The sequence below is a fragment of the Streptomyces katrae genome, from assembly GCF_000717655.1.
GTDB lineage: Bacteria > Actinomycetota > Actinomycetes > Streptomycetales > Streptomycetaceae > Streptomyces > Streptomyces katrae_B.
On record NZ_JNZY01000034.1, the window covers coordinates 54995 to 78903 of the forward strand.

A 23909-nucleotide genomic window follows, 5' to 3' on the forward strand; every position below is an offset into this window, starting at 1 on the left:
ACTTCACATCCTTACTTGGCGATCATCTGGCGCAGGCTGGGGCGACGGGGAGCGGCCGACTCCTGCGACCAGGCGGCGAGCGCGGCCACCGTCGGCAGGTCGAAGATCTTCCGGATCGGTATCTCGATCCCCATCTCGGCGCGTGCCCGGCTGATCAGGCGAGTGGCGAGCAGCGAGTGCCCGCCGAGCTCGAAGAAGCCGTCGTCGATGCCGATCCGCTCCACGCCAAGCACCTCGGCGAACAGCTTGGCCAGAGTCTCCTCGCGCGGGGTTCGAGGCGCCCTGTAGGAGGCGCCGTTGTACTCCGGCTCCGGCAGCGCGGCGCGGTCCAGCTTTCCGTTCGGGGCGAGCGGCAGCCGGTCGAGGAACATGAAGGCGGCCGGCACCATGAAGTCCGGCAGCCGCTCCGAGACGAAGCCGTGCAGCTCCTTCCTCGACGGGCCGGAGCCTTCGCCGGCCTTCGTGTCCTCGCCGGTGACGACTGGCACGACGTACGCGACCAGCTGCTTGCTTGAGCTGCCGGCGCGCCCCTCGCAGGCGATGACGACGGCCTGCGCGACCCCGGGGTGCGCCGTGACCGCGGCCTCGACCTCGCCGGGCTCGACGCGGAAGCCGCGCACCTTGACCTGCGCGTCTCCGCGGCCCGCGTACTCCAGGGCGCCGTCGGCGTTCCAGCGGGCCAGGTCGCCGGTGCGGTACATGCGCGCGCCGGACGGGCCGAACGGGTCGGCGACGAAGCGCTCGGCGGTCAGGTCGGGACGGCCGTGGTAACCGCGGCCCACGCTGCCGCCGACGTACAGCTCGCCGACCGCGCCGGGCGGCAGCGGGGTCAGGCCGGGGCCGAGGACGTAGGCCCGCATGTTGCCGAGCGGGGTGCCGACGGGAGTGCTGCCCGTCCCTGCCTGCATGTCGCCGTCGACGGTGAAGGTGGTGGCGTAGAACGACTCGCTCTGCCCGTAGGCGTTGACGACCCGTACGCCGGGGAAGGCCTTCCGCGTCTTCTCGACGAGCGAGGAGGGCAGGGCCTCGCCGGCGAAGACGACCGTCTCCACGCTGGTGCGGCCGGAGATCTCGTCGACGAGTTCGGCGAAGGCGGACGGCACGGTGGAGATGACGCTGCCGCTCCAGCCCTCCCGCTCGCCCAGGACCAGGACGTCGCGGACCACTTCGACGACGCCGCCGCAGGCGAGGGTCGTGAAGATCTCGAACGCCGAGACGTCGAAGTTGACCGAGGTGCCCGCGAGGAGCCGCTTGCCCGGCTCCATGCCCACGCGGGAGGCCAGCCGCAGCACACCGTTGACCACGCCCGCGTGGGTGATGGCGACGCCCTTGGGCTTGCCCGTGGAGCCGGAGGTGTACATGACGTACGCCAGCTGGTCCGCGTGGAGCGGCAGACCGAGGCCGGTGCCGTCTGCGGACAGGTCGAGCCTGTCGAGGAACACGTCCGGGGCGTCGTGCTCCGGCAGCACCCCGACCGTCGTGGAGTCCGTCAGGACCAGGCGCGGCCGGGCCTCCCCGAGGATGGCCTCGAGGCGGTGGCTGGGGTACTTGGGGTCGACCGGCAGGTACGCGCCGCCCGCCTTCAGGACCGCGAGCAGCGCGACCACCAGGTCGGCCGACCGCGGCAGCGACACCGCGACCACCGACTCCGGGCCCACCCCGCGTCCGGCCAGTTCGCGCGCCAGGCGGTTGGCCCGGGCGTCCAGCTCGCGGTACGTGAGCGACTCGCCCTCGGCGACCACGGCGACCTCGTCCGGGGTCCGCGCCGCCTGTGCCTCGACGAGCTCGCCGACCGTGACGTCCGGAGTGGGGACGGCCGTGTCGTTGAACCCGGTGAGCAGCCGGTCGCGTTCGGCCGGATCCAGGATGTCGACCTCCGCGACCTTCAGGTCGGGGCGGGCCGCCAGCTGACGCAGGATCCGCACGAGGCGGGCCGCGAGCACCTCCACGGCGTCCTGCTCGAAGACGCCCTGCGTGTACTGGAGGATGAAGTGGAGGTGCGGGTCGACCGCCGCCATCAGGGTGAGCGGGTAGTTGGTGCCCGTGGCCGCGCGCAGGCCCGTGAAGGCGATCCCGTCCGCGGCGTCGGAGGCGGCGCCGATGGCCTCCTCGTCGACCGGGTACGACTCGAAGACGACCAGCGTGTCGAAGAGGGACTTCAGGCCGACGGACTGCTGGATCTCCGTGAGCCCGTGGTAGTGGTGGTCCAGGAGACGGGCCTGCCGGCCCTGCAGCCGGGTGAGGACCTCGGCGAGGGTGTCGCCGGGCCCGTACTCGACGCGTACGGGAAGGGTGTTGATGAACATCCCGACGATCGAGTCGACGTCCGTCACCTCGGGCGGGCGCCCGGAGACGGTGGCGCCGAGCACCACGTCCTGGCGGCCGGTGAGCTGGCCGAGCAGCAGCGCCCAGGCACCCTGGACCAGGGTGTTGACGGTGACGCCCAGCTCGGTGGCGCGCCGGCCCAGGGCGCGGGCCTCGTCCTCGGGGAGCGTGATGTCGACCTGGCCGACACCCTCGCCCTTGCCTTCGGACCCGGGGGCGAGCAGGGTCGGCTCCTCGACGCCTTCCAGCTCGGCCGCCCACACCCGGGCGGTCTCCTCCTGGTCCTGGCGGGCGCGCCAGGACAGGAACTCGCCGAAGTCCCGGGTCGCGGGCAGCCCGGACGGGTCGCCGTGGGACGCGTAGAGCAGCAGCAGGTCCTGCATGAGCAGGGGCATGGACCAGCCGTCGATGAGCACGTGGTGGGCGGTCATCACGAGCTCGGCGCGGCCGTGCTCGAGGACGGCGAGCGCCACGCGGATGAGCGGCGGGGTGGCCACGTCGAAGTGGGCGCCGCGGTCCTCGGCGAGGAACGCCTCGAACTGCTCGGTCCGCTCGGCCTCGTCGAGGGCGGTCAGGTCGAGGTGCTGCCACGGCAGCGACACCGTCTCCGGCACGACCTGCACCACGTCGCCGTCCGCCCGGTTGACGAACGCCGCGCGGAGGCTGGGGTGTCGCGCCAGCAGGGCCTGCGCGGCCCGGTGCATCCGCTCCGGGTCGACGTCGCCGGACAGGTGGAACACCAGCTGCATGTGGTAGGCGTCGAACTCGGCGCCGGCCAGCATCGTGTGGAAGAGCATCCCGGACTGCACCGGGGTCGTCGGCCAGATCCGGCACAGCTTGCCGAACTGCGCCTCCCAGGTGTCGATCTCCTGCTGGCCCACCTCGACCAGGGGCGCGTCGCTCGGGGTCAGGCCGCCGGCCTCGGGGGTCGCGGCGTGCCGCGCCAGGGCGGTCAGCGCCTCGACCCACAGGCCGGCCAGCTCGGTGACCTCGTCGCGGGTGAGCACGCCGGTCGGGAAGCCGAAGTAGGCGGTCAGCTCGTCGCCTGCGGCCACGGCGTTGATCTCCAGCGCCGACAGCACCGGCATGTCCGCGTCGGGCGCGGCGATCAGGTCCCGGTGCGTGGTGTCCGGCGCCCAGCCGAGGCCCCGCAGCTCCTCGGGGATGTCCGCGCTGGATGCCCGGCCGAGGTAGTTGAAGCCGATCCGCGGCTCCCGCCGGCCCGCGAGCGCGGCGGCGGTCTCCGTGTTGAGGTGGCGCAGCAGGCCGTAGCCCACGCCGTTGTCCGGCACGGCGCGCAGCTGTTCCTTGACGGCCTTGACCGCCCGGCCGGCGGCGGGGCCGCCGGCGAACGCGTCCGCGACGTCGATGCCCGCCAGGTCCAGCTTCACCGGGTACATCGCGGTGAACCAGCCGATCGTGCCGGACAGGTCGGCGCCGGGCACGAGGTGGTCCTCGCGGCCGTGGCCTTCGAGCCGGACCAGCGTCGAGGCCCCGGACACGCCGCGCGTCCGGCGCCACTGCGCGAGCGCCAGCGCCAGGCCGGTCAGCAGCCCGTCGTCGACGCCGCCGCGGAACACCGCGGGCACCGTGTCGAGCAGGGTCGCGGTGACGTCGGCCGGCACCTGGATGCGTACCGTGTCCACGGTGGCCGTGACATCGCGCGCCGGGTCCACGTCCCGGGCGCCGAGCACGGGCTCGTCGCCGCTGAGCATCTCCTGCCACACGGGCAGTTCCGCCACCCGCTCCGGGGTGGCCGCCTCGTCGGCCAGGGCGTGCATCCACCGGCGCAGCGAGGTGCTCTCCGGGGCCGCTTCCGGGGCGAGGCCCTCGCGGACCCGCTTCCACGCGGCGGCCAGGTCCGGCACCAGGATGCGCCAGGACACGCCGTCGACGACCAGGTGGTGCAGCACGATCAGCAGGCGGTCCGCCTCGTCGGCGGAGGTGAGCCACACGAACTGGGCCATGACGCCCGCGTCCGGGTCGAGCCGGTCCGCGGCCGCGTCCAGCTCGGCCTGCACGTCGGTGCCGGCGTAGCGGACCTCGTGCACCAGCGCGCCGGCGTCCACGCTGCCGACGGGCTCCATGCGCAGGCCCGGCTCCGCCCGGTCGAGGCGGGAGCGCAGCACGTCGTGCCGGTCCAGCACGGCCTGGAGCGTGGCGAGGAGACCCGTACGGTCGATGTCCTCGGGCAGGGTGAGCAGCGCGGACATGCAGAACCGGCCGGTTCCGCCGCCGAGGCCCAGCACGTGCGCGCCCGTCGGGGGCAGCGGGGCCCAGCCCACGCCGCCGCCCGGCAGCTCGGCCAGGACGACCCGCTCCTCTTCCTTCCGGCCCTCGACCAGTTCCGCGAGGCGGGCGACCGTGCGCTGCTCGAAGATCTCCCGGGTGCTGACCACGACGCCGCGCGTCTTGGCGCGCGCCACGACCTGGATCGAGCGGATGCTGTCGCCGCCGCTGGTGAAGAAGTCGTCGTCGATGCCGACCTGCTCGGTGCCGAGCACGTCCGCGTACACCTCGGCCAGGACCCGCTCGGCCTCGCTCCGCGGGGCCCGGTACTCGGTGCGGGCGAACTCCGGCTCGGGCAGGGCGGCCCGGTCCAGCTTTCCGTTCGCGTTCAGGGGCAGCCGGTCCAGCACCATGATCAGCGCGGGCACCATGTAGTCCGGCAGCCTCTTGGCCACGAACCGCTGCAGGTCCGCGGAGGAGAGAGCGGCGTCCGGGGCGGCTTCGCCGTCGGCGGCGCCCGCCGGAGCCACATAGCCGACCAGCCGCGCGGTGCCGGTGTGGTCCTCGCGGACGGTGACCACGGCCTGGCCGACCGCGGGGTGCCGGCCGAGGGCCGCCTCGATCTCGGTCGGCTCGACACGGATGCCGTTGACCTTCACCTGGTTGTCGGCGCGGCCCGCGTACTTCAGCCTGCCGTTCTCGTCCCACTGGGCCAGGTCACCGGTGCGGTACATGCGCGCGCCGGCGGGACCGAAGGGGGACGCGACGAACCGCTCCGCGGTGATGGCGCCGTTGCCGTGGTAGCCGCGGGCGATCAGACCGCCGACGTACAGTTCGCCGATCACACCGGGCGCGACCGGGGTGAGCTCCGGCCCGAGCACATAGGTGTGCATGTTGGCCAGGGGCACACCGACCGGTACCGCACCGGTCTCGTCCGACTCCTGCGGGAGCGTGTGCGTGGCGGCGTAGAAGCTTTCCGTCTGGCCGTAGGCGTTGACGACTCGGACGTCGGGCAGGGCGCGGCGCACCTTGCGGACCAGGTCGGCCGAGAGGGCCTCGCCGGCGAAGACGACGGTTTTCACGTCGAGTTCGAGGCTGCCGGGGGCGTCGGTGATCTGGTCGAGCAGCGCGGAGAACACCGCGGGCACGGCGCTGATGGTGGTGCCCGACCAGCTGCCGCGCTCGCCGAGTTCGAGTACGTCGCGGACGACCTCGACGCTCGCACCGGCGGTCAGCGCGGTGAAGATCTCGAACACGGAGACGTCGAAGTTCACCGAGGTCGCGGCGAGCATCCGGGAGCCCGCCTCGACCTGCACGGTCCGGCGCAGGTCCTGCACACCGTTGACCACGCTGCCGTGGGTGATGGCGACGCCCTTGGGCGTGCCGGTCGACCCGGACGTGAACATCACGTAGGCCAGGTTGTCCGGCCCGATCCGGACGTCCGGGGCCTCCACGGCCCGGCCCTCGAGGCTCAGGTCGTTGAGGTGGAGCACCGGCTGGCGGCACTTGGCCACGGCCGGCGCCGTCTGGTAGTCGGTCAGCACCAGGGCGGGGTCGGCCGTGTCGAGCAGCAGGTCGATCCGCGCGGCCGGGTAGTTGGGGTCGATCGGCAGGTAGGCGCCGCCGGCCTTGAGCACGGCGAGGAGCGCGACCACGAGTTCCGCGGTCCGCGGCAGTGCCACGGCGACCAGGACGTCCGGCCCGACCCCGCGGTCCCGCAGGACCGCGGCCAGCCGGTTGGCGCGGGCGTCGAGGTCCCGGTACGACAGCGTGGTCGCTGCGGACACCACCGCGGTCGCGTCCGGCGTCTGCGCCGCCTGGGCGGCGACGAGCTCGGGCACCGTGGTGCCGCGCACCGCTGCCGTCGTCTCGTTCAGCTTGGTCAGCCAGTTGCGTTCGGCGTCGGTGAGCACGTCGACCCCGCCGAGCCGCGTCCCCGGGTCGGCGACCACCTGGCGCAGCACGCGCACGTAGCGGTCGACGAGGCTCTGGGCCGTGGCGTGGTCGAACAGCTCGGTCGCGTACTCCAGGCGCCCGTAGGCGCCCCCGGCCGGGGCCGGGACGATGTTGAAGAACAGTTCGAACTTGGCGGTGCCGGTGCCCGCCGGGACGGGGGTGATGCGCAGTCCCGGCATCTCGATCTGCGACCACTCGAACTGCCAGGCCAGCATGACCTGGAACAGCGGCTGGTAGGCGGTGGTGCGGTCCGGGCTCAGCAGCTCGACCAGGCGCTCGAACGGCACGTCCTGGTTGTCGTACGCGGCGAGGGCCCGGTCGCGGACCTGGTCCAGCAGGTCGCCGAACGAGGGGTTGTGTGACAGGTCGACGCGCAGCACCCAGGTGTTGGCGAAGAAGCCGATCAGGTCGTCGAGCTGTTCGTCGGCGCGCCCCTCGATCGGGCTGCCGATGGTCAGGTCGTTGCCGGCGCCGAGGTGGTGCAGGAGCACCGCGAGCACGGTCTGGGCGACCATGGGCGCGGTGGCGCCGTGCGCCCCGGCGAGCTTCGCGACTCCGGCGAGGAGCTCCGGTTCCAGCTCGAAGTCGACGTGGCCGCCGCGGTGGTCGGCCGCCGTCGGCCGCGGCCGGTCCAGCGGGAGCTGGACCGGCTGCGGGACCCCGGCCAGTTCGGTGCGCCAGTAGTCCAGCTGCGCCGCGGCGACGCTGTCCGGGTCCTCCTCGTCACCGAGGACCTCGCGCTGCCACAGCGTGTAGTCCTTGTACTGGATCGGAAGAGGAGTCCACTGCGGCGCACCGCCCTGCCGGCGGGCGGAGTACGCCGACAGCAGGTCCCGCATGAAGGGCGCCATCGACGCCCCGTCCGCGGCGATGTGGTGGATCACGAAGACCACCACGTGCTCCTGCGGGGAGATCCGCAGCACGGTCGTCCGCAGCGGGAGTTCCGTGTCGAGGTCGAAGCCTTCGCACGCGGCCTCGGCGGCCGCCGCCTCCACCGCGTCCGCGGCCACGTCGGCCACCCGGAACTGGAGGGGGGCCTCCTGCGCGGGCACGATCCGCTGCTCCGGGGTGCCGTCGGCGTTCTCGGCGATCAGGGTGCGCAGACTCTCGTGCCGGGTGACGACGTCCGTCACCGCCGCGGCCAGGGCCGCCGTGTCCAGCGGCCCGTCCAGGCGCAGCACGAACGGGATGTTGTAGGTCGCGGACGGGCCTTCCAGACGGTGGAGGAACCACAGCCGACGCTGTGCGAAGGACAACGGGATCATCGACGTACTCCTACACGTTCATCGGGCGAAGCTGGGGGCGGTTCGACGTGCCCGTCTTCTCGAGCCGGGCCGCCAGCTGGGCGACGGTCGGACTGCGGAAGACGGTGGTGACCTTCACGTCGACCTTGAGCTCGTTGCGGATGCGTCCGGTCAGCCGGGTGGCGAGCAGCGAGTGCCCGCCGTGGTCGAAGAAGTCGGCGTCGATGCCGATCTCCTCGAGACCCAGCAGTTCGGCGAACAGCCGGCAGAGGACTTCCTCGTTGTGGTTGCGGGGCCCTCGTCCGGTCACCGCGGCTTCCGTGTGGTCCGGTGCGGGGAGCGCCTTGCGGTCGAGCTTCCCGCTCGGCGTGGTGGGGAAGGCCGCGAGCGGCACGATCGCCGAGGGGACCATGTACTCCGGCAGGTTCTCCCGGGCCAGGTCCGTCAGGGCCGTGAGGTCCGGCTGGGCCTCGCCCTTGCCCGTCACCACGTACGCGACGAGCCGCTGGTCGCCGGGGCGGTCCTCGCGGACCAGGGCCACCGCGCCGTCGACGTCCGGGTGCTTGGCCAGCGCCGTCTCGATCTCGCCGAGCTCGATGCGGAAGCCGCGGAGCTTGACCTGGAAGTCGGACCGGCCGATGTACTCGACCTGGCCGTCCTGGTTCCACCGCACGACATCGCCGGTGCGGTACATCCGGGTTCCGGGCTCGCCGAAGGGGCAGGCGACGAACCGGTTCGCGGTCAGTTCCGTCTGGCCCAGGTAGCCGCGGGCGAGCCCGGTGCCGGCCAGGTACAGCTCGCCGGTGACGCCCGGCGCGACCGGGCGCAGCGCCTCGTCCAGCACGTACACCTGGGTGTTCCAGACGGGGGCGCCGATCGGCACCCGGTCGGCACCCGGCACGTGCTGGTACGCCGTGACCTCGACGGACGCCTCGGTGGGCCCGTAGAGGTTGTGCACGCCGCAGCCGGGCAGCACGTCGACGACCCGGTTGGCCAGCGCGGGCGGGAACGCCTCGCCGGCGACCTCGATCCAGCGCAGGCTGGTGCACTCCTTGGCCGCGGGCTCGTTGACGAACGCCTCCAGCAGGGAGGGCACGAAGTCCGCTCCGGTGACCCGCTCCCGCTGGATCAGGTCGGCGAGGTAGGCCGGGTCCCGGCGCCCGTCGGGACGCGCGATCACGACCGCGGCACCGACCTGGAGCGGCGCGAAGATCTCCGGCACCGAGACGTCGAAGCTGGCCGTCGTGCTGAGCAGCACCCGGTCCTCGACGCCGACGTCGAAGTGCGCCAGACCCCACTTGAGCCGGTTCAGGATCGCCCGGTGCGCCACCTGCACGCCCTTGGGACGGCCGGTGGAGCCGGAGGTGAAGATGACGTACGCCGCGTTGTCCGGCGACAGTGCGCGCTCCGGGTCGGTCTCCGGGTACGCGGAGACGTCCGGAAGGTCCGCGTCGAGCACCAGCAGCGGCTTCGCGCTGTCCAGCACGCGCCGCACCCGGTCCTCGGGCAGCTCGGTGTCGATCGGCAGGTAGGCCGCACCGGCCTTCCCCACCGCGTAGATCGCCACCATCAGGTCCACCGAGCGGGGGATCTTCACGGCGACCAGCCGCTCTGCGCCGGCACCCTGCTCGACCAGCCAGTGCGCCAGCCGGTTCGCGCGCCGGTTGAACTCGCCGTAGGTCAGCGTCTCCTGCTCGCCGATCAGCGCCACACGGTCAGGGGTGCGCTCCACCTGAGCCTCGAACGCGCCCGGCAGAGTGTCCGCCGCCACCGGATGTGCCGTGTCATTGATCCCCTTGACCAGCCAGTCCCGCTCCTGTGCCGACAGCACCTCCATGGCACCGACCGGCTTCTTCGGGTCCTCGAGCACCTGTTCCAGCACCCGGACGAGCCGGGCGGCGATCTCCTCGGCCGCGTCGCGCTCGAAGAGGTTGGTCTGGTAGTCGAGGGAGAGCCGCAGGTACGGGTCGGAGGAGTTGAGGGTGAGCGGGTAGTGCGAGCCGGCGAACGGCCGGATCGCGTCGATCGTGAAGCCTGCCGAGTCGTTCGCCTCGACGATGCCCTCGCGGTCGATCGGGTAGTTCTCGAACACCACGATCGTGTCGAACAGGGCGGGCAGTCCGACGCCGCGCTGGATGTCGGCCAGGCCGTAGTAGTGGTGGTCGAGCAGTGAGATCTGCCGGTCCTGCAGGTCGGCGATGACCTCGCCGACGGTCTGGCCCGGCCGGCAGCGCACCCTGGTCGGCAGGGTGTTGATGAACAGGCCGACCATCTCGTCCGAACCGACCAGGTCCGCCGGGCGGCCGTTGACGGCCGCGCCGAACACGACGTCGTCCTGGCCGGTCAGCTTCGAGAGCAGGACCGCCCACGCGCCCTGGAGCAGCGTGTTCAGCGTGACGCCGAGTTCCGCGGCACGCCGGGCGAGTTCCCGGCCCTTGTCGATGGACAGCGGGACCTCGACGCGGCCGAGGCGGGAGGCCTCGCCCTTCTCGGGAAGGTCCGCGGCCAGGAGGGTCGGCTGGTCGAACTCGGCGAGCTCGTCCTTCCACCGGGCGGCCGATGCGTCCCGGTCCTGCCTGGACAGCCAGCCCAGGTAGTCGCCGTAGCTGCGGACCGGGGCGAGCTCCTCGGTGCCGCCGTACAGCCGGACGAGGTCCTTGATCACCAGCGGCGACGACCACCCGTCGAACAGGGTGTGGTGCGCCGTGATGATGAGCTTCGCCTTCTGCGGCCCGCAGGTGAGCAGGGCCAGCCGGATCAGCGGCGGGCGGGTGGGGTCGAGCTGGTCGGCCCGGTCGTCGGCGAGGGCCTTGTCGACCGCCGCTTCCTGCGCGGCCTCGTCGAGGCCGGTCAGGTCGATGTGCTGCCAGGGGATGGCGACGTGCTCGGCCACGACCTGGACCGGATCGCCGTCGGCTCCGGACACGAACGCGGAGCGCAGGTTCGGGTACCGCTCGAGGAGCGCCTGCCCGGCCGCCCGCATGCGCGCGGGGTCCACGTGCCCGGTCAGGTGCAGCAGGAACTGCATGTGGTAGACGTCGAAGGTGCCGTCGGCGAGCGCCGCCTGGAACTGGATGCCGGACTGGCCCGGGCCCTGCGGCCACACCTGGACGAGCCGGCCGTAGCGCTCCTCCCACTCGTCGATCTCGTGCTGCTTCACCGAGACCAGCGGGGCGTCCGAGGGCGTGAGCCCGCCGATCCGCGGGCGGGCTGCGTGCGCGGCCATGCCGTGCAGCACCTCGACCCACAGCTCGGCCAGTTCGGCGGTCCGCTCGCGGGACAGCACCCCGGTGGGGAACATGAAGACGGCCTGGAGCCGGGCACCGTCGGCGGTGTCCGTGACGACCGAGTTGACCTCGAGCGCGGACAGCGCGGGCAGGTCCGGGTCGGGCATCGGGATCAGCTGGGCGGACCAGTCCGCCGGCACCCATCCCTCGGCGCGCAGGTGCTCGGGTACGTCGGCGTCGGAGATCCGGCCGAGGTAGTTGAAGCCGATCTGCGGCGCCGCGTAGTCCTCGAGCTGCGGGGCGGTCTCCGGGTTCAGCCAGCGCAGGAGGCCGTAGCCCAGTCCCTTGTCCGGGACACCGCGCAGCTGCTCCTTGACCAGCTTGATCGCCTTGCCGGCGGCGGAGCCGCCCGCGAGCACGTCGGCCAGGTCCACGCCCTGCACGTCGACCCGGGCCGGGTACATGCTGGTGAACCATCCGACGGTCCGGGAGAGGTCCGCTCCGGGGACGACCTCTTCCTCGCGCCCGTGCCCTTCCAGGCGGACCAGGGTCGAACGCTCGTCACCGCGCCAGCGGTTCACCGCGAGGGCGAGCGCAGCGAGCAGCACGTCGGTGCCGGTGCCCTTGAACGCGGCGGGAAGCTTGGTCAGCACCGCCTCGGTGACCTCGGCGGGCAGCTGCACGCGCACGGTGTCGAGGGTGGACATGACGTCCACGGCGGGGTCGAACGCCCGCTCGCCCAGCGGAAGGTTGGGCGACTCGAGCATGTCGCGCCAGTAGTCCAGCTCCTCTTCCCGCTCCGGGGAGAGGGCCTCGGACTCCAGCGCCGCAGCCCAGCGGCGGGCCGAAGTGCCGACCTCGGGAAGTTCGGGCGCCTTGCCGGACTTGACCTGCTGCCAGGCCTCGGCGAAGTCCGACATGAGGATGCGCCAGGAGACGCCGTCCACCACCAGGTGGTGCAGTACCACGAGCAGCCTGCCCGCACCCGAGTCCGCGGTGAACCAGACGAAGTCGGCCATGGTGCCGGCCTCCGGGTCGAGCCGGCCGGCCGCGGCGTCCACCTCCGCCTTCGCCGCCTCCAGGGCGGCGGGGTCGTCCCACCCGCCGGCGACGGGCACGCGGCGGATCAGGTCCGCCGCGCGCACGGCGCCCTGCGGACGGACGACGAGGGAGGGCTCGCCGCCGCGCACCAGCTGCGCGCGCAGGAGGTCGTGCCGGTCGAGCACGGCGTCCAGCGTCGCGGCCAGTCCGCTCTCGTCGATGCCCGTGGGCAGCTCGAGCACGATCGACATGGCGAAACGGTTGATCCCGCCGCCGTGCTCGAACACGTGCTGCGCCACCGGCTGCAGCGCCAGCTCGCCGACGCCGCCGCCGTCGAGCTCCGCGAGCACCGGCACCCGCTCCTTGCGGTCGGAGGCCACCTCGGCCAGCCGCTCCGCGGTGCGGCACTCGAAGATCTCCCGCGTGGTCAGCTCCAGGCCCCGGGCCCGGGCACGGGCCACGACCTGGATCGAGCGCAGGCTGTCGCCGCCCACGGCGAAGAAGTCGTCGTCGATGCCGACCCGGTCCACGCCGAGCACGTCCGCGTACGCCGCGGTGATGATCTTCTCGGCCTCGGTGCGCGGCTCCCGGTAGGCCTCGCCCAGGAACTCCGGCTCGGGCAGCGCCGAGCGGTCCAGCTTGCCGGTCGGGCCGAGGGGGAGCTGGCTGACGGCCACGAAGGCCGACGGCACCATGTAGTCGGGCAGCCGTGCCGCGACGAACTTGCGCAGCTCGGCGGCCGAGGCTCCGGCCTGCACGTCCACGTCGCCGATGCCGCCGGCGCCGTCGTCGCCGACGGCCCCCTCGCCGGTGTGCACCACGTAGGCGACGAGCCGGCGCCCGGCCGAGCCCACCTCGCGGCCGATCACCACGGCCTCGCTGATACCGGGGTGCTGCGTGATCGCCGCTTCGACCTCGGCGGTCTCGATGCGGAAGCCGCGCACCTTGACCTGGCCGTCACCGCGGCCGACGCATTCCAGCTGGCCGCGGGCGTTCCAGCGGGCGAGGTCGCCCGTACGGTACATCCGCTCGCCGGCGGCGAACGGGTTCGCCACGTAGCGCTCGGCGGTCAGGCCCGGGCGGTCGTGGTAGCCGCGGCCGAGGCAGGTGCCGACCACGTACAGCTCGCCGATGACGCCCTGCGGCACCGGGGCGAGGCCCGGGCCCAGCACATAGGCGCGCATGTTCCCCAGCGGGGTGCCGATGGGGGCGACGTCGCTCTCCGCCCACTCCTCGCTCGCCGCGAGGGAGAAGGTGGTGGCGTAGAAGCTCTCGCTCTGCCCGTAGGAGTTCACGATCTGCACGTCGGGCAGGGCCTCGCGGACCTGGCGCACCAGGCGGGCCGGGAGCACGTCGCCCGCGAAGACGACCGTGCGCACGTCGGTCGCCTTGTCCAGGTGACCCACGAGTTCGCCGAGCACCGAGGGGACACCGCTGATGACGTGGCCGTCCCAGCCGTCGCGCTCGGCGAGCGCCAGCGCGTTCGGCACGACCTCGGCGGTGCCGCCGGTGGACAGGGTGGTCAGCAGCTCGAAGACCGAGACGTCGAAGTTCACCGAGGTGCCGGCGAGCATCTTCCAGCCGGTCGGCGCGTCGATGACGCGCACCAGCTCCTGCACGCCGTTGACGACGCTGCGGTGGGTGATCGCCGCGCCCTTCGGCTTGCCCGTGGAGCCGGAGGTGTACATCACGTACGCCAGGTTGTCGGGGCTCAGCGGTGCGATGCGGCCGGTGTTGTCCAAGGCCCCTCGGGGCGCGTCCCATTCGGCGCGGAGGTCGAGGTTGATGCTCGACATGTCGTTCTGCGGCAGTTCCCGCCCCGTCGCGGTGTCGGTGACCACGAAGCGCGGGCGGGCCTCGGACAGCACGGTCTCGGCGCGTCCGGCGAGGTACTGCGGGTCCATCGGCACGTAGCCGGCACCGGACTTGAGGATGCCGAGCAGGCCGACGACCAGGTCTTCGGTACGCGGCAGCGCCAGGACCACCAGGTCCTCCGGCCCGGCACCGCGCCGGACGAGCTCCCACGCGACGGCGTTCGCCCGCTCGTCGAGCTCCCGGTAGGTCAGCGTCCGGCCGTCGCACACGATCGCCGGGGCGTCCGGCGTCCTGGCCGCCTGGCTCTCGAAGAGCTCCGGGACCGTCAGCTCGGACGCCGCCGTGGCGTCGTCGTTGTCGTTGAACTCGACGAGCAGGAGGTCCCGCTCGGCCGCGTCGAGCACGTCGATGCCGCCGATGGCGCGCTCCGAGTCGGCCACGAGCCGGCCCAGCACGCGCACGAAACGGTCCCCGAGGAGCTCGACCGTCGCCCGCTCGAACAGGTCGGTGGCGTACTCCAGACGGACTCCGGCCCCGCCGGCACCGTCCGGAATCATGTTGAAGAACAGGTCGAACTTGGCCGTTCCGGTCTCGAGCGTCTCGGACTCGACACCGAGGCCGGCGAACTCCAGGTCCCCCAGGGGCTCCTGCCAGGCGAGCATCACCTGGAAGAACGGGTGGTAGGCGGTGGACCGGTCCGGGTTGAGCAGCTCCACCAGGCGCTCGAACGGCATGTCCTGGTTGTCGTACGCGGCCAGCGCGCGGTCGCGCACCCGCTGGAGCAGCTCGAGGAAGGTCGGGTTGCCGGAGAGGTCGACGCGCAGCACCCAGGTGTTGACGAAGAACCCGACGAGGTCGCGCAGCTCCTCGTCGGTGCGGCCGGCGATCGGCGCACCGAGCGGCACGTCGTCACCGCAGCCGAGGTGGTGCAGGAGCACCGCCAGCGCCGACTGCATGACCATGGACACCGTGGTGTCCTGTTCCGCGGCCACCTTCTCCACGGCGCGGAGCAGGTCGGGCTCGATCGGGAACGTGACCAGGTCGCCGCGGGGGCTCGTCATCTTGGGGCGCGGGCGGTCCGTCGGCAGGGCCAGCGGCTGCGCCATGTCGGCCAGGGCCTCGCGCCAGTACTCCAGCTGCCGGGCCGCCAGGCTGTCCGGGTCGGACTCGTCGCCGAGCATGTCCTGCTGCCACAGCGTGTAGTCCGCGTACTGCACCGGGAGCGGCTCCCACACGGGGGCGTCGCCCTCCTTGCGGGCCGAGTACGCCGTGGTGAGGTCGCGGAGCAGCGGCCCGAGGGACTCCCCGTCCAGGGCGATGTGGTGCACCACGAGGACCAGGGTGTGGTCGAGCGTGCCGGTCCGCACCAGCGTGGCGCGGATCGGCACGTCGGTGGCCAGGTCGAAGGTCTCGACGGCGGCCGCGCCGACGGCAGCCGCCCGCTCCTCCTCCGCGACCTCGACGAGCGGCAGTTCGAACGGCTTGTGGCCGGACGCCAGCACCTCCTGGTGCGGGATGCCGTCGTCGCCCTCGACGATGACCGTGCGGAGGACTTCGTGCCGGTCGATGACGTCGCGGAGCGCCGTCTCCAGCGCACCCACGTTCAGCTCACCGGTCAGCCGCAGGGCGAAAGCGCCGTTGTAGGTCGGCGAAGGGCCTTCGAACCGGTCCACGAACCACAGCCGACGCTGCGCGAACGACAACGGGATCATTGTTTCTCCAAATCGGCGGAACCAGGGAGCAAGTCGTCACTCAGCTCTGGTCGAGCAGGGTCAGAAGTTCGTCGTTGTAGAAGTCGTCGATGGAGCACGCCCCCGACAGCGTCGAGAAGTACCGGTCGATGTGCTCCTGGTGGCCGACCAGCTTCCGCAGCATGTCGACCCGGCCCTCGGGCTTGAGCTCGGCGACGTTGAGCGCGCCCTGGTAGTGGTTGAGGGCCTCGTTGCTCAGCTCGTTCTCGTAGCGCCGCAGCGCCGACTTGAGCTTGCCGTCGTCGTGCAGGCCGTCCCCGATGAAGTCGGTGAGGTTCTGGGCCTGGACGAAGGCCTCGGTGATGCCGCGGGCGGTGATGGAGTCCTTGTGGTTCACCGCGTCGCCGACCAGCGCCCACCCGGGCCCGTAGGCCTTGCGGAAGTAGTTGTCCTGGTGGCCCGTGCCGTACAGCTGCTCCACGCGCTCGCCCGACTGCATGCGCTCCCACAGCTCGGGCGCCGTCGTGCGGAAGGCATCGAGGTAGGCGGGTTCGACCGCCTTGCGGACCGCGCCGAAGTCAGCCTGCGGGAAGTAGGCCATGAGGAGCGTGAGGTCGTTGTTGGTCGGCAGCACGCCGATCCAGCGGCCCGGCTGCTCGTACAGCTCGAAGTCCGAGGGAACCCCGGCCCAGTAGCTGTAGTAGGTGCAGGTCAGCCGCGGGTGCTCGATGACGTTCTCCGCGCCGACCTTGCGGGCCACCAGCGAGCGCATGCCGTCCGCGCCGACGACCAGGCGGGCCCGCTCCGTCGCCTCCGCGCCGCCCGGCGTGGTGTACCGCACGCCGACGACCCGGCCGTCCTCGAACAGCAGGTCGTTGACGGCGCAGCCCTCCTGGAACTCGACGCCGGCCTCGACGGCGCCCTCCGCGAGGATCGGGTCGAGCACGAAGCGCCGCGGGGCGTACGTCTCCGTCAGGCCGTCCATCGGCAGGGAGAAGCCCTCGATGCGGACACCGGGGCCCTCGTAGACCTGCTTGGTGATCGGCCGGCAGCCCGCGTCACGGAGCTTGTCGAGCAGTCCCCACCGGTTCATCAGTGCCACGCCCTGCATGTGCAGGTAGTGCGAGGACAGCGTGTCCTGAGGGAATCGCGCTTTCTCGAGGAGCAGCACTCGATAACCCTGCTGCGCGAATAGCATGGCCGTCGGCGAGCCCGCACAACGGGCACCGATGACAATCACGTCGTACATGGCGCCTCCGCCTCTCTTACCAGGTAGTTTTTGGCCCAACGCGGCAGCAACCGGAAATTCCTTGTGATTGAGCGCGCTATCGGCGCAGCGGACCGAATAACCGCTGCCGAGCATGAATGCGATGCTAGCCGATATGAACTAGCGGGATAATAGAACCAGCGCGGGGAATACATGCCGATGCCGTGCCATGTCTCGCCGGCGAGACACGGCAGGGCATCAACCACGCCAGGAGTTACCGGGTCGGTGCACCCAGGGATTCGATGTACGCAGAGATCGACGCCACCGTCGAGTTGAGGAACATCTGGTCCATCGGGACCTCGACGCCCAGCTCGTCCATGAAAGCGCCCTGAATCTTGACCATGATCAAAGACTGGCCGCCCAGGGCGAAGAAATCGTCGTCGACTGATATGTCGTCCTGCTGGAGTTCCCGGCACCAAATGGCGCGCACGCTGTCGGCGATCATCACAGCCCTCTCGGTTGTCATCAAAAGTCCGCCGACTATGCGGCAATGCCGCTGTCGGCGGACTGCTTCCGGTATGCATCGACCAGCGCAACGCGGTCGACTTTCCCGTGCGGGCTGAGCGGAAGCAGCGGGACGTTCACGAATTTGGCCGGCACCATGTTCCGCGGCAGCGTCTCCAGGAGGCCGGTGCGCAGGTCGTCGTCGGCGGGGGCGTCCGCCGCCGGGACGATGAACGCGATCAGCTCGGCCTCGCCGGCGCCGGTGTACGTGATGGCCACGGCGGCCTCGCGGACCCCGGCCAGCCGGGCGAGCGCGCGCTCGATGTCGGTGGGGTCGATGCGCATGCCGCGCACCTTCACCTGGGCGTCGATCCGGCCGAGGACGATGAGCTCGCCGGCCTCGTTCACGTGGCCGCGGTCGCCCGTGCGGTAGACCCGCAGCGGCTCGCCGTCGACCTCGATCGTCGTGAACTTGGCGTTCTCGGGGCCGTTGTTGAGGTAGCCCGCGCCGACGCTGGCCCCGGCGATGCAGATCTCGCCCTGCTGCCCCGGCGCGACACCGCGCAGGTCCTCGTCGACGAGGTGGATGTCGGTGTTGTAGGCCGGCTTGCCGACCGGCGGGACGTCGTGCTCGCCGGGCCGGTAGGCGGCCAGGTCGTACGAGGTCGCGACGTCCGTGCACTCGGCGACGCCGTACTGGTGCAGGAGGGTGCAGGTGTTGCCCTCGCGCCGCGCCCAGTCCGTGAGCCGCTCCGCCTTCAGGGCCTCGCCGCCGAAGAGCACGTAGTCGAGCCGGCTGAGGACGTCGCCGCCGCGTGCGGTCTCCCAGTCCACCAGCAGGTAGAGCGTGCTGGAGGCGCAGTGCACCACGCGGACGTCGCGCTCACGGAGCAGGCGGTAGGCCATCATGGCGTCGAAGTTGCGGGTCGCCATCAGGTTCTGGGTGGCGCCGACGAACAGCGGCGTCATCAGGCTGCGCTGGGAGAGGTCGAACCCGAAGGCGCTGACGACCAGGTGGTTCGACCCGCTGTGCAGGCCGTAATCGAGCTTCAGCCAGTTCATCAGGTTGAACCAGCCCTCGTGCCGCACCGCGGTCAGCTTCGGCGTACCGGTCGAGCCGGACGTGAAGACCGCGTAGCAGATGTCGTCGCCCGTGACGGTGACCTCGGGGGCGGTCGCCGGGAGGGCCGCCAGGCCGTCGGCGAGCTGCTCGAGGTCGATGACGTCGACGTGCGCCGACTCGACCATGTCGGCCGTGGCCGGCGAGGCGACGATCAGGGCGAGGTCGGGCACCTGGCCCAGCAGCAGCTGGAGCCGCGCCGCCGGGTAGGCCGGGTCGAACGGCACGTAGGCCGCGCCCGCCTTCAGCGTGCCGAGGATGGCCACGAGCATGTCGATCGAGTAGTCGAGACAGACGCCGACCTTCGCACCGCGGCCGTGTCCACGCTCGGCGAGGAAATGAGCGAAACGATTCGCCTTCACGTCCAGCTCTGCGTACGTCAGCTCCTGGCCGGCCCAGAAGACGGCGACGGCGTCGGGCGCCGCCGCCACGTTCGCCTCGAACTGCCTGTGGACGACGGGCGCCGCGGGCAGGGCGACCCGCTTTCCCTGAAGGATCATCAACTGACTCCGATGTGAGAGGTGTCCGGTCGGACGAGCCGCCGGCACGCCGCCGGGAACGGGGGCGGTGGCCGGCACAGTGGGGCGATGCGCCTCTAGTGCTGTGACCGGCAAGCTTTGCCGGTCACAGCACTAGGCGGTCCGGCGATCGGCGGTTTCGAGCAACTGGGCCACCCACTTGTCGACGGGCAGACCGTGCGCGGCAGCCGTCTTCGCGTAGTACTCCAGCTGGCCTGCGGACAGCTCGATGGTGAGCGTGGTGCGCTTCTGCTGGCGCCGTTCGGCGGCCGCCGAGTCGGCCAGCCGGGGTACCTCTTGCTTCTCGTCGCCGCTGCCCGCGGGGGCCTCGGCCGTGTCGCTCTGCACGGCCAGGCTGGCGCGGACCGACCTGCGGAGTTCGTTGCGCGACCACTTCTGCTGCTCGGCCTTGCGCAGCCAGTAGTCCTGCTCCGGCGGCGACAAGCGGGCCACCTCGGCGTGGTGGGCGAAGCTGAGGCTGTCCCGCCTGCGGTGGTGCTCGAACCGCCGGCCCACCCAGGCGTAGTTGCGCAAGGTCTGGTAGTCGAGGCCCGTGCGCTCGATCGCCTCCTTGTACCGCCGCCACCCGTAGGTGGCCTCCCCGTAGCTCATCCAGTCGGCGAGCCACCACGCGGAGGAGTTCACGAGCTCGCGCAGGTTGGTCCCGATCTGCTCCCAGGACCGCTCCGACAGGTTCTCCGGGAAGACCATCCCCGACTTCTGCACCTTGGCCTGCGACCCCACGAACGACAGGACCGCGTCCCGTTGCGCGGGCTCACCGCTGTTGCCCCCCGGCCCCGCCTTGTATCTGCTGGCGGTCCTCACAGCGCCGCTCACAACCTTCATCTCCCCACTCAGAGTGTTTGCCTGGGCGTACACCGGGTCGCCCTACCGAGCACCCGGGCGGCGGTAACTGTCGTTCCACTGCGCCGGCGCACGAACATCAGAGCGGCGATCAGCCCGCTGCCATGGCCTCGCGCAGGCTCTTGGGGCGCAGGTCGGTCCAGTTCTGCTCGACGTACTGCAGGCACTCGGACCGGGCGGCCTCACCGAAGACCACCCGCCAGCCGGCGGGCACCTCGGCGAACGCGGGCCACAGGGAGTGCTGCTCCTCGTCGTTGACGACGACGTGGAAGCGGCCGTTCTCGTCGTCGAAGGGGTTCGTGCTCAACTGGCACCGTCCTTAACTGTCATGGGTGACTCTGAGTTGGAGATGGCCCAGGCGCCGGACCGCCGGTCGGCGTTGTCCGGTCGGCAGGACACCCGGCATCGGTGGCGACCCCGGCGTTGCCGCGTCACCGTGAGGACTCGACCGTCAGCGGTACCAGGGCGGCAGGCGGGCCGACCTCCCGGTCGCCCTCTGCGCCCCACCGGATTCATGGGAGACCGGCTGCCTCACGTCCTGGGATGAGAACGTACGGCAGCCGATCGGCCCGTCCGCCGGCCGCTCCGGTTCGAGCGGTGGCGCGGGACCCCGGCCCGTCGGGCCGCGGTCGTCGTACGGGCTTGGCTGCCCGCGTTGCCGGTAGCCGACTTGCCGCCACTGTATCCACGGCCCTTTTGAGACCCGGTCAAGGTCCGCTCGAGCGGCCGGGCGACGGAGGTCTGCGCGTACGTCCGGGCCGGTCTTCGCCGCTCACGGTGGCGGACCACTCGAGATCCGCACGGACCCCGCCGCAGTCCCGGGCGGGGTTTCAGGCCAATCCCCGACGGGCGCCCGCTCCCTCCCCGATGCCTGGCGCCCCGGGTCCGCGCCGCGCCACCGGAGGATCGCTCAAGAGGCGCCGCACCGGCGGCGGAGCCCCGCTGGTGCCCGCGCCCTGCCGGTCTTGCGGCGCTCTATGGTCCGAGGACGCGCGGCCGATCGGAGGGAGAGAGATGGACGGCACACGACCTGCCTTGCGCCTGTTCGTCCTGCACCATGCGGGGGGCTCGCACCTGCTGTACCGCCACTGGCCCGCCGAGCTGCCGGACACGTGGGACGTGACGCTGCTCGACGCCCCGGGCCACGGCCTCCTCCTCGACCAGCCGCAGATCGCGGACGCCGGCCTCCTCGCCGACCACCTGCTGCGCCTCATCGAGCCCGGGCTGACGGGGAGCCCCTACGCCCTCTTCGGGCACAGCATGGGCGCCCTCCTCACGTACGAGATCACCCGGCGGGCCGTCGACCGGGGCCTGCCGCTGCCGGTGTGGATCGGTGTCTCCGCACGCACCGCACCCCAGATCGCGGGCCCGAAGAACCGGTACCACCAGCTGCCCGACGCCGAGCTGCGCACGCGTCTGAAGCTGCTCGGCGGCACGCCCGACGCGGTGTTCGACGACCCCGACCTCTGGGCCCTGTTCGAACCGGTCATCCGGGCCGACCTGCGCCTGGTGGAGACCTGGAGCCCCGCTCCCGGCGCCGGGCCGCTGCCCGTGGCGCTGTCCGCGTACGCGGGCGGCGAGGACCACTCCGCTTCGCCGGCGCGGATGACCGGCTGGGAAGAGCACACCGAACACTTCCTGGGCCTGCGCGTCTTCGACGGCGGTCACTTCTACTTCCAGGACGATCCCGGGCCGCTGCTGCGGCAGATCGAACGGGACGCGACCACTGCGCTCATCGCGGCGGGCGCGATGCGCTCCTCCTGAACCCTTCGGTGAACCGCCGCCGCGTGGCCAGCCCGACTCCTGCAACTGACTGAGATGCCAGCGTGTGTGAGGGGATGAGATGGAGTTCCGCCTGCTCGGTCTCGTGGAAGTCCAGGACGAACGGACCGGTCTGCGGATCGTTCCCACAGGTGCCAAGCAGCGTGCGCTGCTGGGGGCACTGGTGGTGAAGGCCGGGCACAACGTCTCCGTACAACGGCTCATCGACGAGCTGTGGGGCGAGCACCCGCCCGCCAACGCGGAGAACGCGCTGCAGCTCCATGTGGCCCGGCTGCGCCGGCTGCTGTCCGGGGTGGAGAGCCGCAGCGTCGAACAGCACGCACAGCACCCGTGGATCGTGACCACCTCGCGCGGCTACACCCTGCAGCTCGCGCCCGTCGAGACGGACGCCGCGCGCTTCCAGCACCTGACCGACGAGGCGCGGCGGATCCTGCCCGGCGACCCGGAGCAGGCCGGTGAGCTGCTGCGCCGGGCGCTGTCGCTGTGGCGCGGCCCGGCTCTGGAGGGCAGCGTGCTCGGCGACATCTGCGCGGGCAAGGCGGCCCAGCTCGAGGAACACCGGCTGACCGCGCTGGAGATGATGTACGACGCGTACCTGCGCACCGGGCGCCACGGCGAGATCACCGGCGAGCTGGTGGAGCTCACCACCGACCACCCCGTGCGGGAGCGGTTCTACGACCTGCTGATGGTCGCCCTGTACCGGTGCGGCCGGCAGGCGGAGGCCCTCCGCGTGTACGAACGGGCGCGCAACCGCCTGGTGCGCGAACTCGGGGTCGAGCCGGGCCCCGCTCTGCGCGGTCTGATGGAGGCGATCCTCCACCACGACCCGGCCCTCGCCGCGGCGGCGGGACCCCGCCCGGCCGGCCCGCTTCCCGCGGAGCCGGTGGCCGTGGAGCCGGACGTGACGGCCGACGACGCGGTGCTCCCCCTCTGCGAGGAGATAGCCCGTCTGCACCGCCGCATCGAGCGGCTGCAGCAGGAGCAGAACCAGCTGCTGTGCCGCTTCAACGAGCTGACGGCGAGCACCGCGCAGCGGGTGACCGCCGGCGCGGGGCTCGCGTAGGGGGTGTCTTGTCGATCAGCCCGGTCAGGGCGGGGTCAGGCCGCCGTCAGCACCTCGCCGAGGGCTTCGGACAGGGCCTCCCGGAAGCTGTCGAGGAACGTGTCCACCTCACGGTCCGACACGTTCAGCGGCGGGGCGAGCCGGATGACGTCCGGCATCACGGCGTTCACCAGGAGGCCCTTGTCCTGGGCCGCCTGCTGCACCTGAGCCGCGAACGCTCCGTCGAGCACGACGCCCAGCAGCAGGCCGGCGCCGCGGACCTCGCGCACGAGCGGGTGACCCAGGGTCTCCAGGCCGCGCCGCAGCCGCTCCCCCGTCCAGGTCACGTGGTCGAGGAGGCCCGTCCGCCCGATGGTGTCCAGTACCGCGAGGGCGCCCGCACACACCACGGGGTTCCCGCTGAAGGTGGAGCCGTGCGCGCCGGGCGTGAGCAGCTCCGCGGCCGCGCCGAAGGCGAGCGTCGCGCCGATGGGCAGACCGCCGCCCAGGCCCTTGGCGAGGGTGACGACGTCCGCCTCGACGTCTTCGGCCTCGGCCGCGAACCAGCGGCCCGTGCGCCCGATGCCGGTCTGGATCTCGTCCAGGACGAGGAGGGTGCCGGTGGCCGCGGTGATCTCGCGGGCGGCCCGCAGGTAGCCGGACGGAGGCACGACCACGCCGTTCTCCCCCTGCAGGGGTTCCAGCATCAGCATGGCCGTGTGCGGGGTGACGGCGGCGCGCAAGGCCTCCACGTCCCCGTACGGCACGTGGCTGACGTCGCCCGGCAGCGGATGGAAGGGCAGCTGCTTGGCGGGCTGGCCGGTGAGGGCCAGGGCCCCCATGGTGCGGCCGTGGAAGCCGCCGACGGCCGACACCATGTGCGTGCGGCCGGTGAGCCTGCCGATCTTGAAGGCCGCCTCGTTCGCCTCGGCGCCGGAGTTGGAGAAGTAGACCCGGCCCTGGCGTCCGGCGAGCTGCAGCAGGCGCTCGGCGAGGCGCACGGTCGGTTCGGCCATGAACAGGTTCGAGACGTGCCCGAGTGAGGCGACCTGCTCGGACACGGCCCGTACGACCGCGGGGTGCGCGTGGCCGAGCGAGTTGACCGCGATACCGCCGACGAAGTCGAGGTACTCGTTGCCCTCCGCGTCCCAGACCCGCGTGCCCTCGCCCCGGACCAGGGGCAGCAGGGGGGTGCCGAAGTTGTCCATCATGACGCCCTGCCAGCGGCGGGTCAGCGCCGCGTTGCCCGTCCCGGTCAGGTCCGCCGTGTCCGCGCCGTTGCTCATGCCGTCGCTCCCTCGAAGCTCACGTCGTTGTTCACTGCGTACAGGCAGCCCTCATGAG

10 protein-coding genes are annotated in these 23909 nt (G+C 71.9%); 2 read left to right on the forward strand and 8 right to left on the reverse strand.

Annotation, left to right across the window (positions count from 1 at the left end; genetic code table 11):
- Nucleotides 1–11 precede the first annotated feature (11 nt).
- The 7 genes from IF09_RS0130870 to IF09_RS0130900 form a co-directional block, all read right to left on the reverse strand.
- On the reverse strand, nt 12–7775 hold the full coding sequence (locus IF09_RS0130870; RefSeq protein ID WP_030301336.1) for a non-ribosomal peptide synthetase: 7764 nt from the start codon (nt 7773–7775) through the stop codon (nt 12–14).
- A gap of 10 nt (nt 7776–7785) precedes the next feature.
- Nucleotides 7786–15549 (reverse strand): non-ribosomal peptide synthetase, encoded by a 7764-nt coding sequence (locus IF09_RS0130875; protein WP_030301338.1) that lies wholly within the window; start codon nt 15547–15549, stop codon nt 7786–7788.
- Between the two features lie 40 nt (nt 15550–15589).
- Nucleotides 15590–16777 carry an NAD(P)/FAD-dependent oxidoreductase gene (locus tag IF09_RS0130880; protein WP_030301340.1) on the reverse strand — a complete coding sequence of 396 codons (1188 nt, stop codon included), beginning with the start codon at nt 16775–16777 and terminating at the stop codon, nt 15590–15592.
- Nucleotides 16778–17009: 232 nt separating this feature from the next.
- The gene (locus IF09_RS0130885) at nt 17010–17240 is read right to left on the reverse strand and encodes an acyl carrier protein (protein ID WP_030301341.1); all 231 of its coding nucleotides are present in this window, start codon (nt 17238–17240) and stop codon (nt 17010–17012) included.
- A 35-nt stretch (nt 17241–17275) separates the two neighbouring features.
- On the reverse strand, nt 17276–18859 hold the full coding sequence (locus tag IF09_RS0130890; RefSeq protein ID WP_030301343.1) for an amino acid adenylation domain-containing protein: 1584 nt from the start codon (nt 18857–18859) through the stop codon (nt 17276–17278).
- 132 nt (nt 18860–18991) lie between these two features.
- Nucleotides 18992–19714, reverse strand: coding sequence for an LmbU family transcriptional regulator (locus IF09_RS0130895; protein WP_234321207.1), 723 nt, complete (start codon nt 19712–19714; stop codon nt 18992–18994).
- 118 nt (nt 19715–19832) lie between these two features.
- Complete coding sequence (locus IF09_RS0130900; RefSeq protein ID WP_030301348.1) at nt 19833–20048, reverse strand: MbtH family protein; 216 nt, start codon at nt 20046–20048, stop codon at nt 19833–19835.
- 707 nt (nt 20049–20755) lie between these two features.
- Here IF09_RS0130900 and IF09_RS0130905 point away from each other — a divergent pair.
- Nucleotides 20756–21505: a thioesterase II family protein gene (locus IF09_RS0130905; RefSeq protein WP_030301350.1), complete on the forward strand. Its 750-nt coding sequence runs from the start codon at nt 20756–20758 to the stop codon at nt 21503–21505.
- A 79-nt stretch (nt 21506–21584) separates the two neighbouring features.
- Nucleotides 21585–22586: an AfsR/SARP family transcriptional regulator gene (locus IF09_RS0130910; RefSeq protein ID WP_030301352.1), complete on the forward strand. Its 1002-nt coding sequence runs from the start codon at nt 21585–21587 to the stop codon at nt 22584–22586.
- Between the two features lie 35 nt (nt 22587–22621).
- On the opposite strand, the gene IF09_RS0130915 is transcribed toward IF09_RS0130910, so the two are convergent.
- Entirely contained in the window at nt 22622–23851 is a 1230-nt protein-coding gene (locus IF09_RS0130915) for an acetylornithine transaminase (RefSeq protein WP_030301353.1), read from the reverse strand.
- Between the last annotated feature and the right edge of the window lie 58 nt (nt 23852–23909).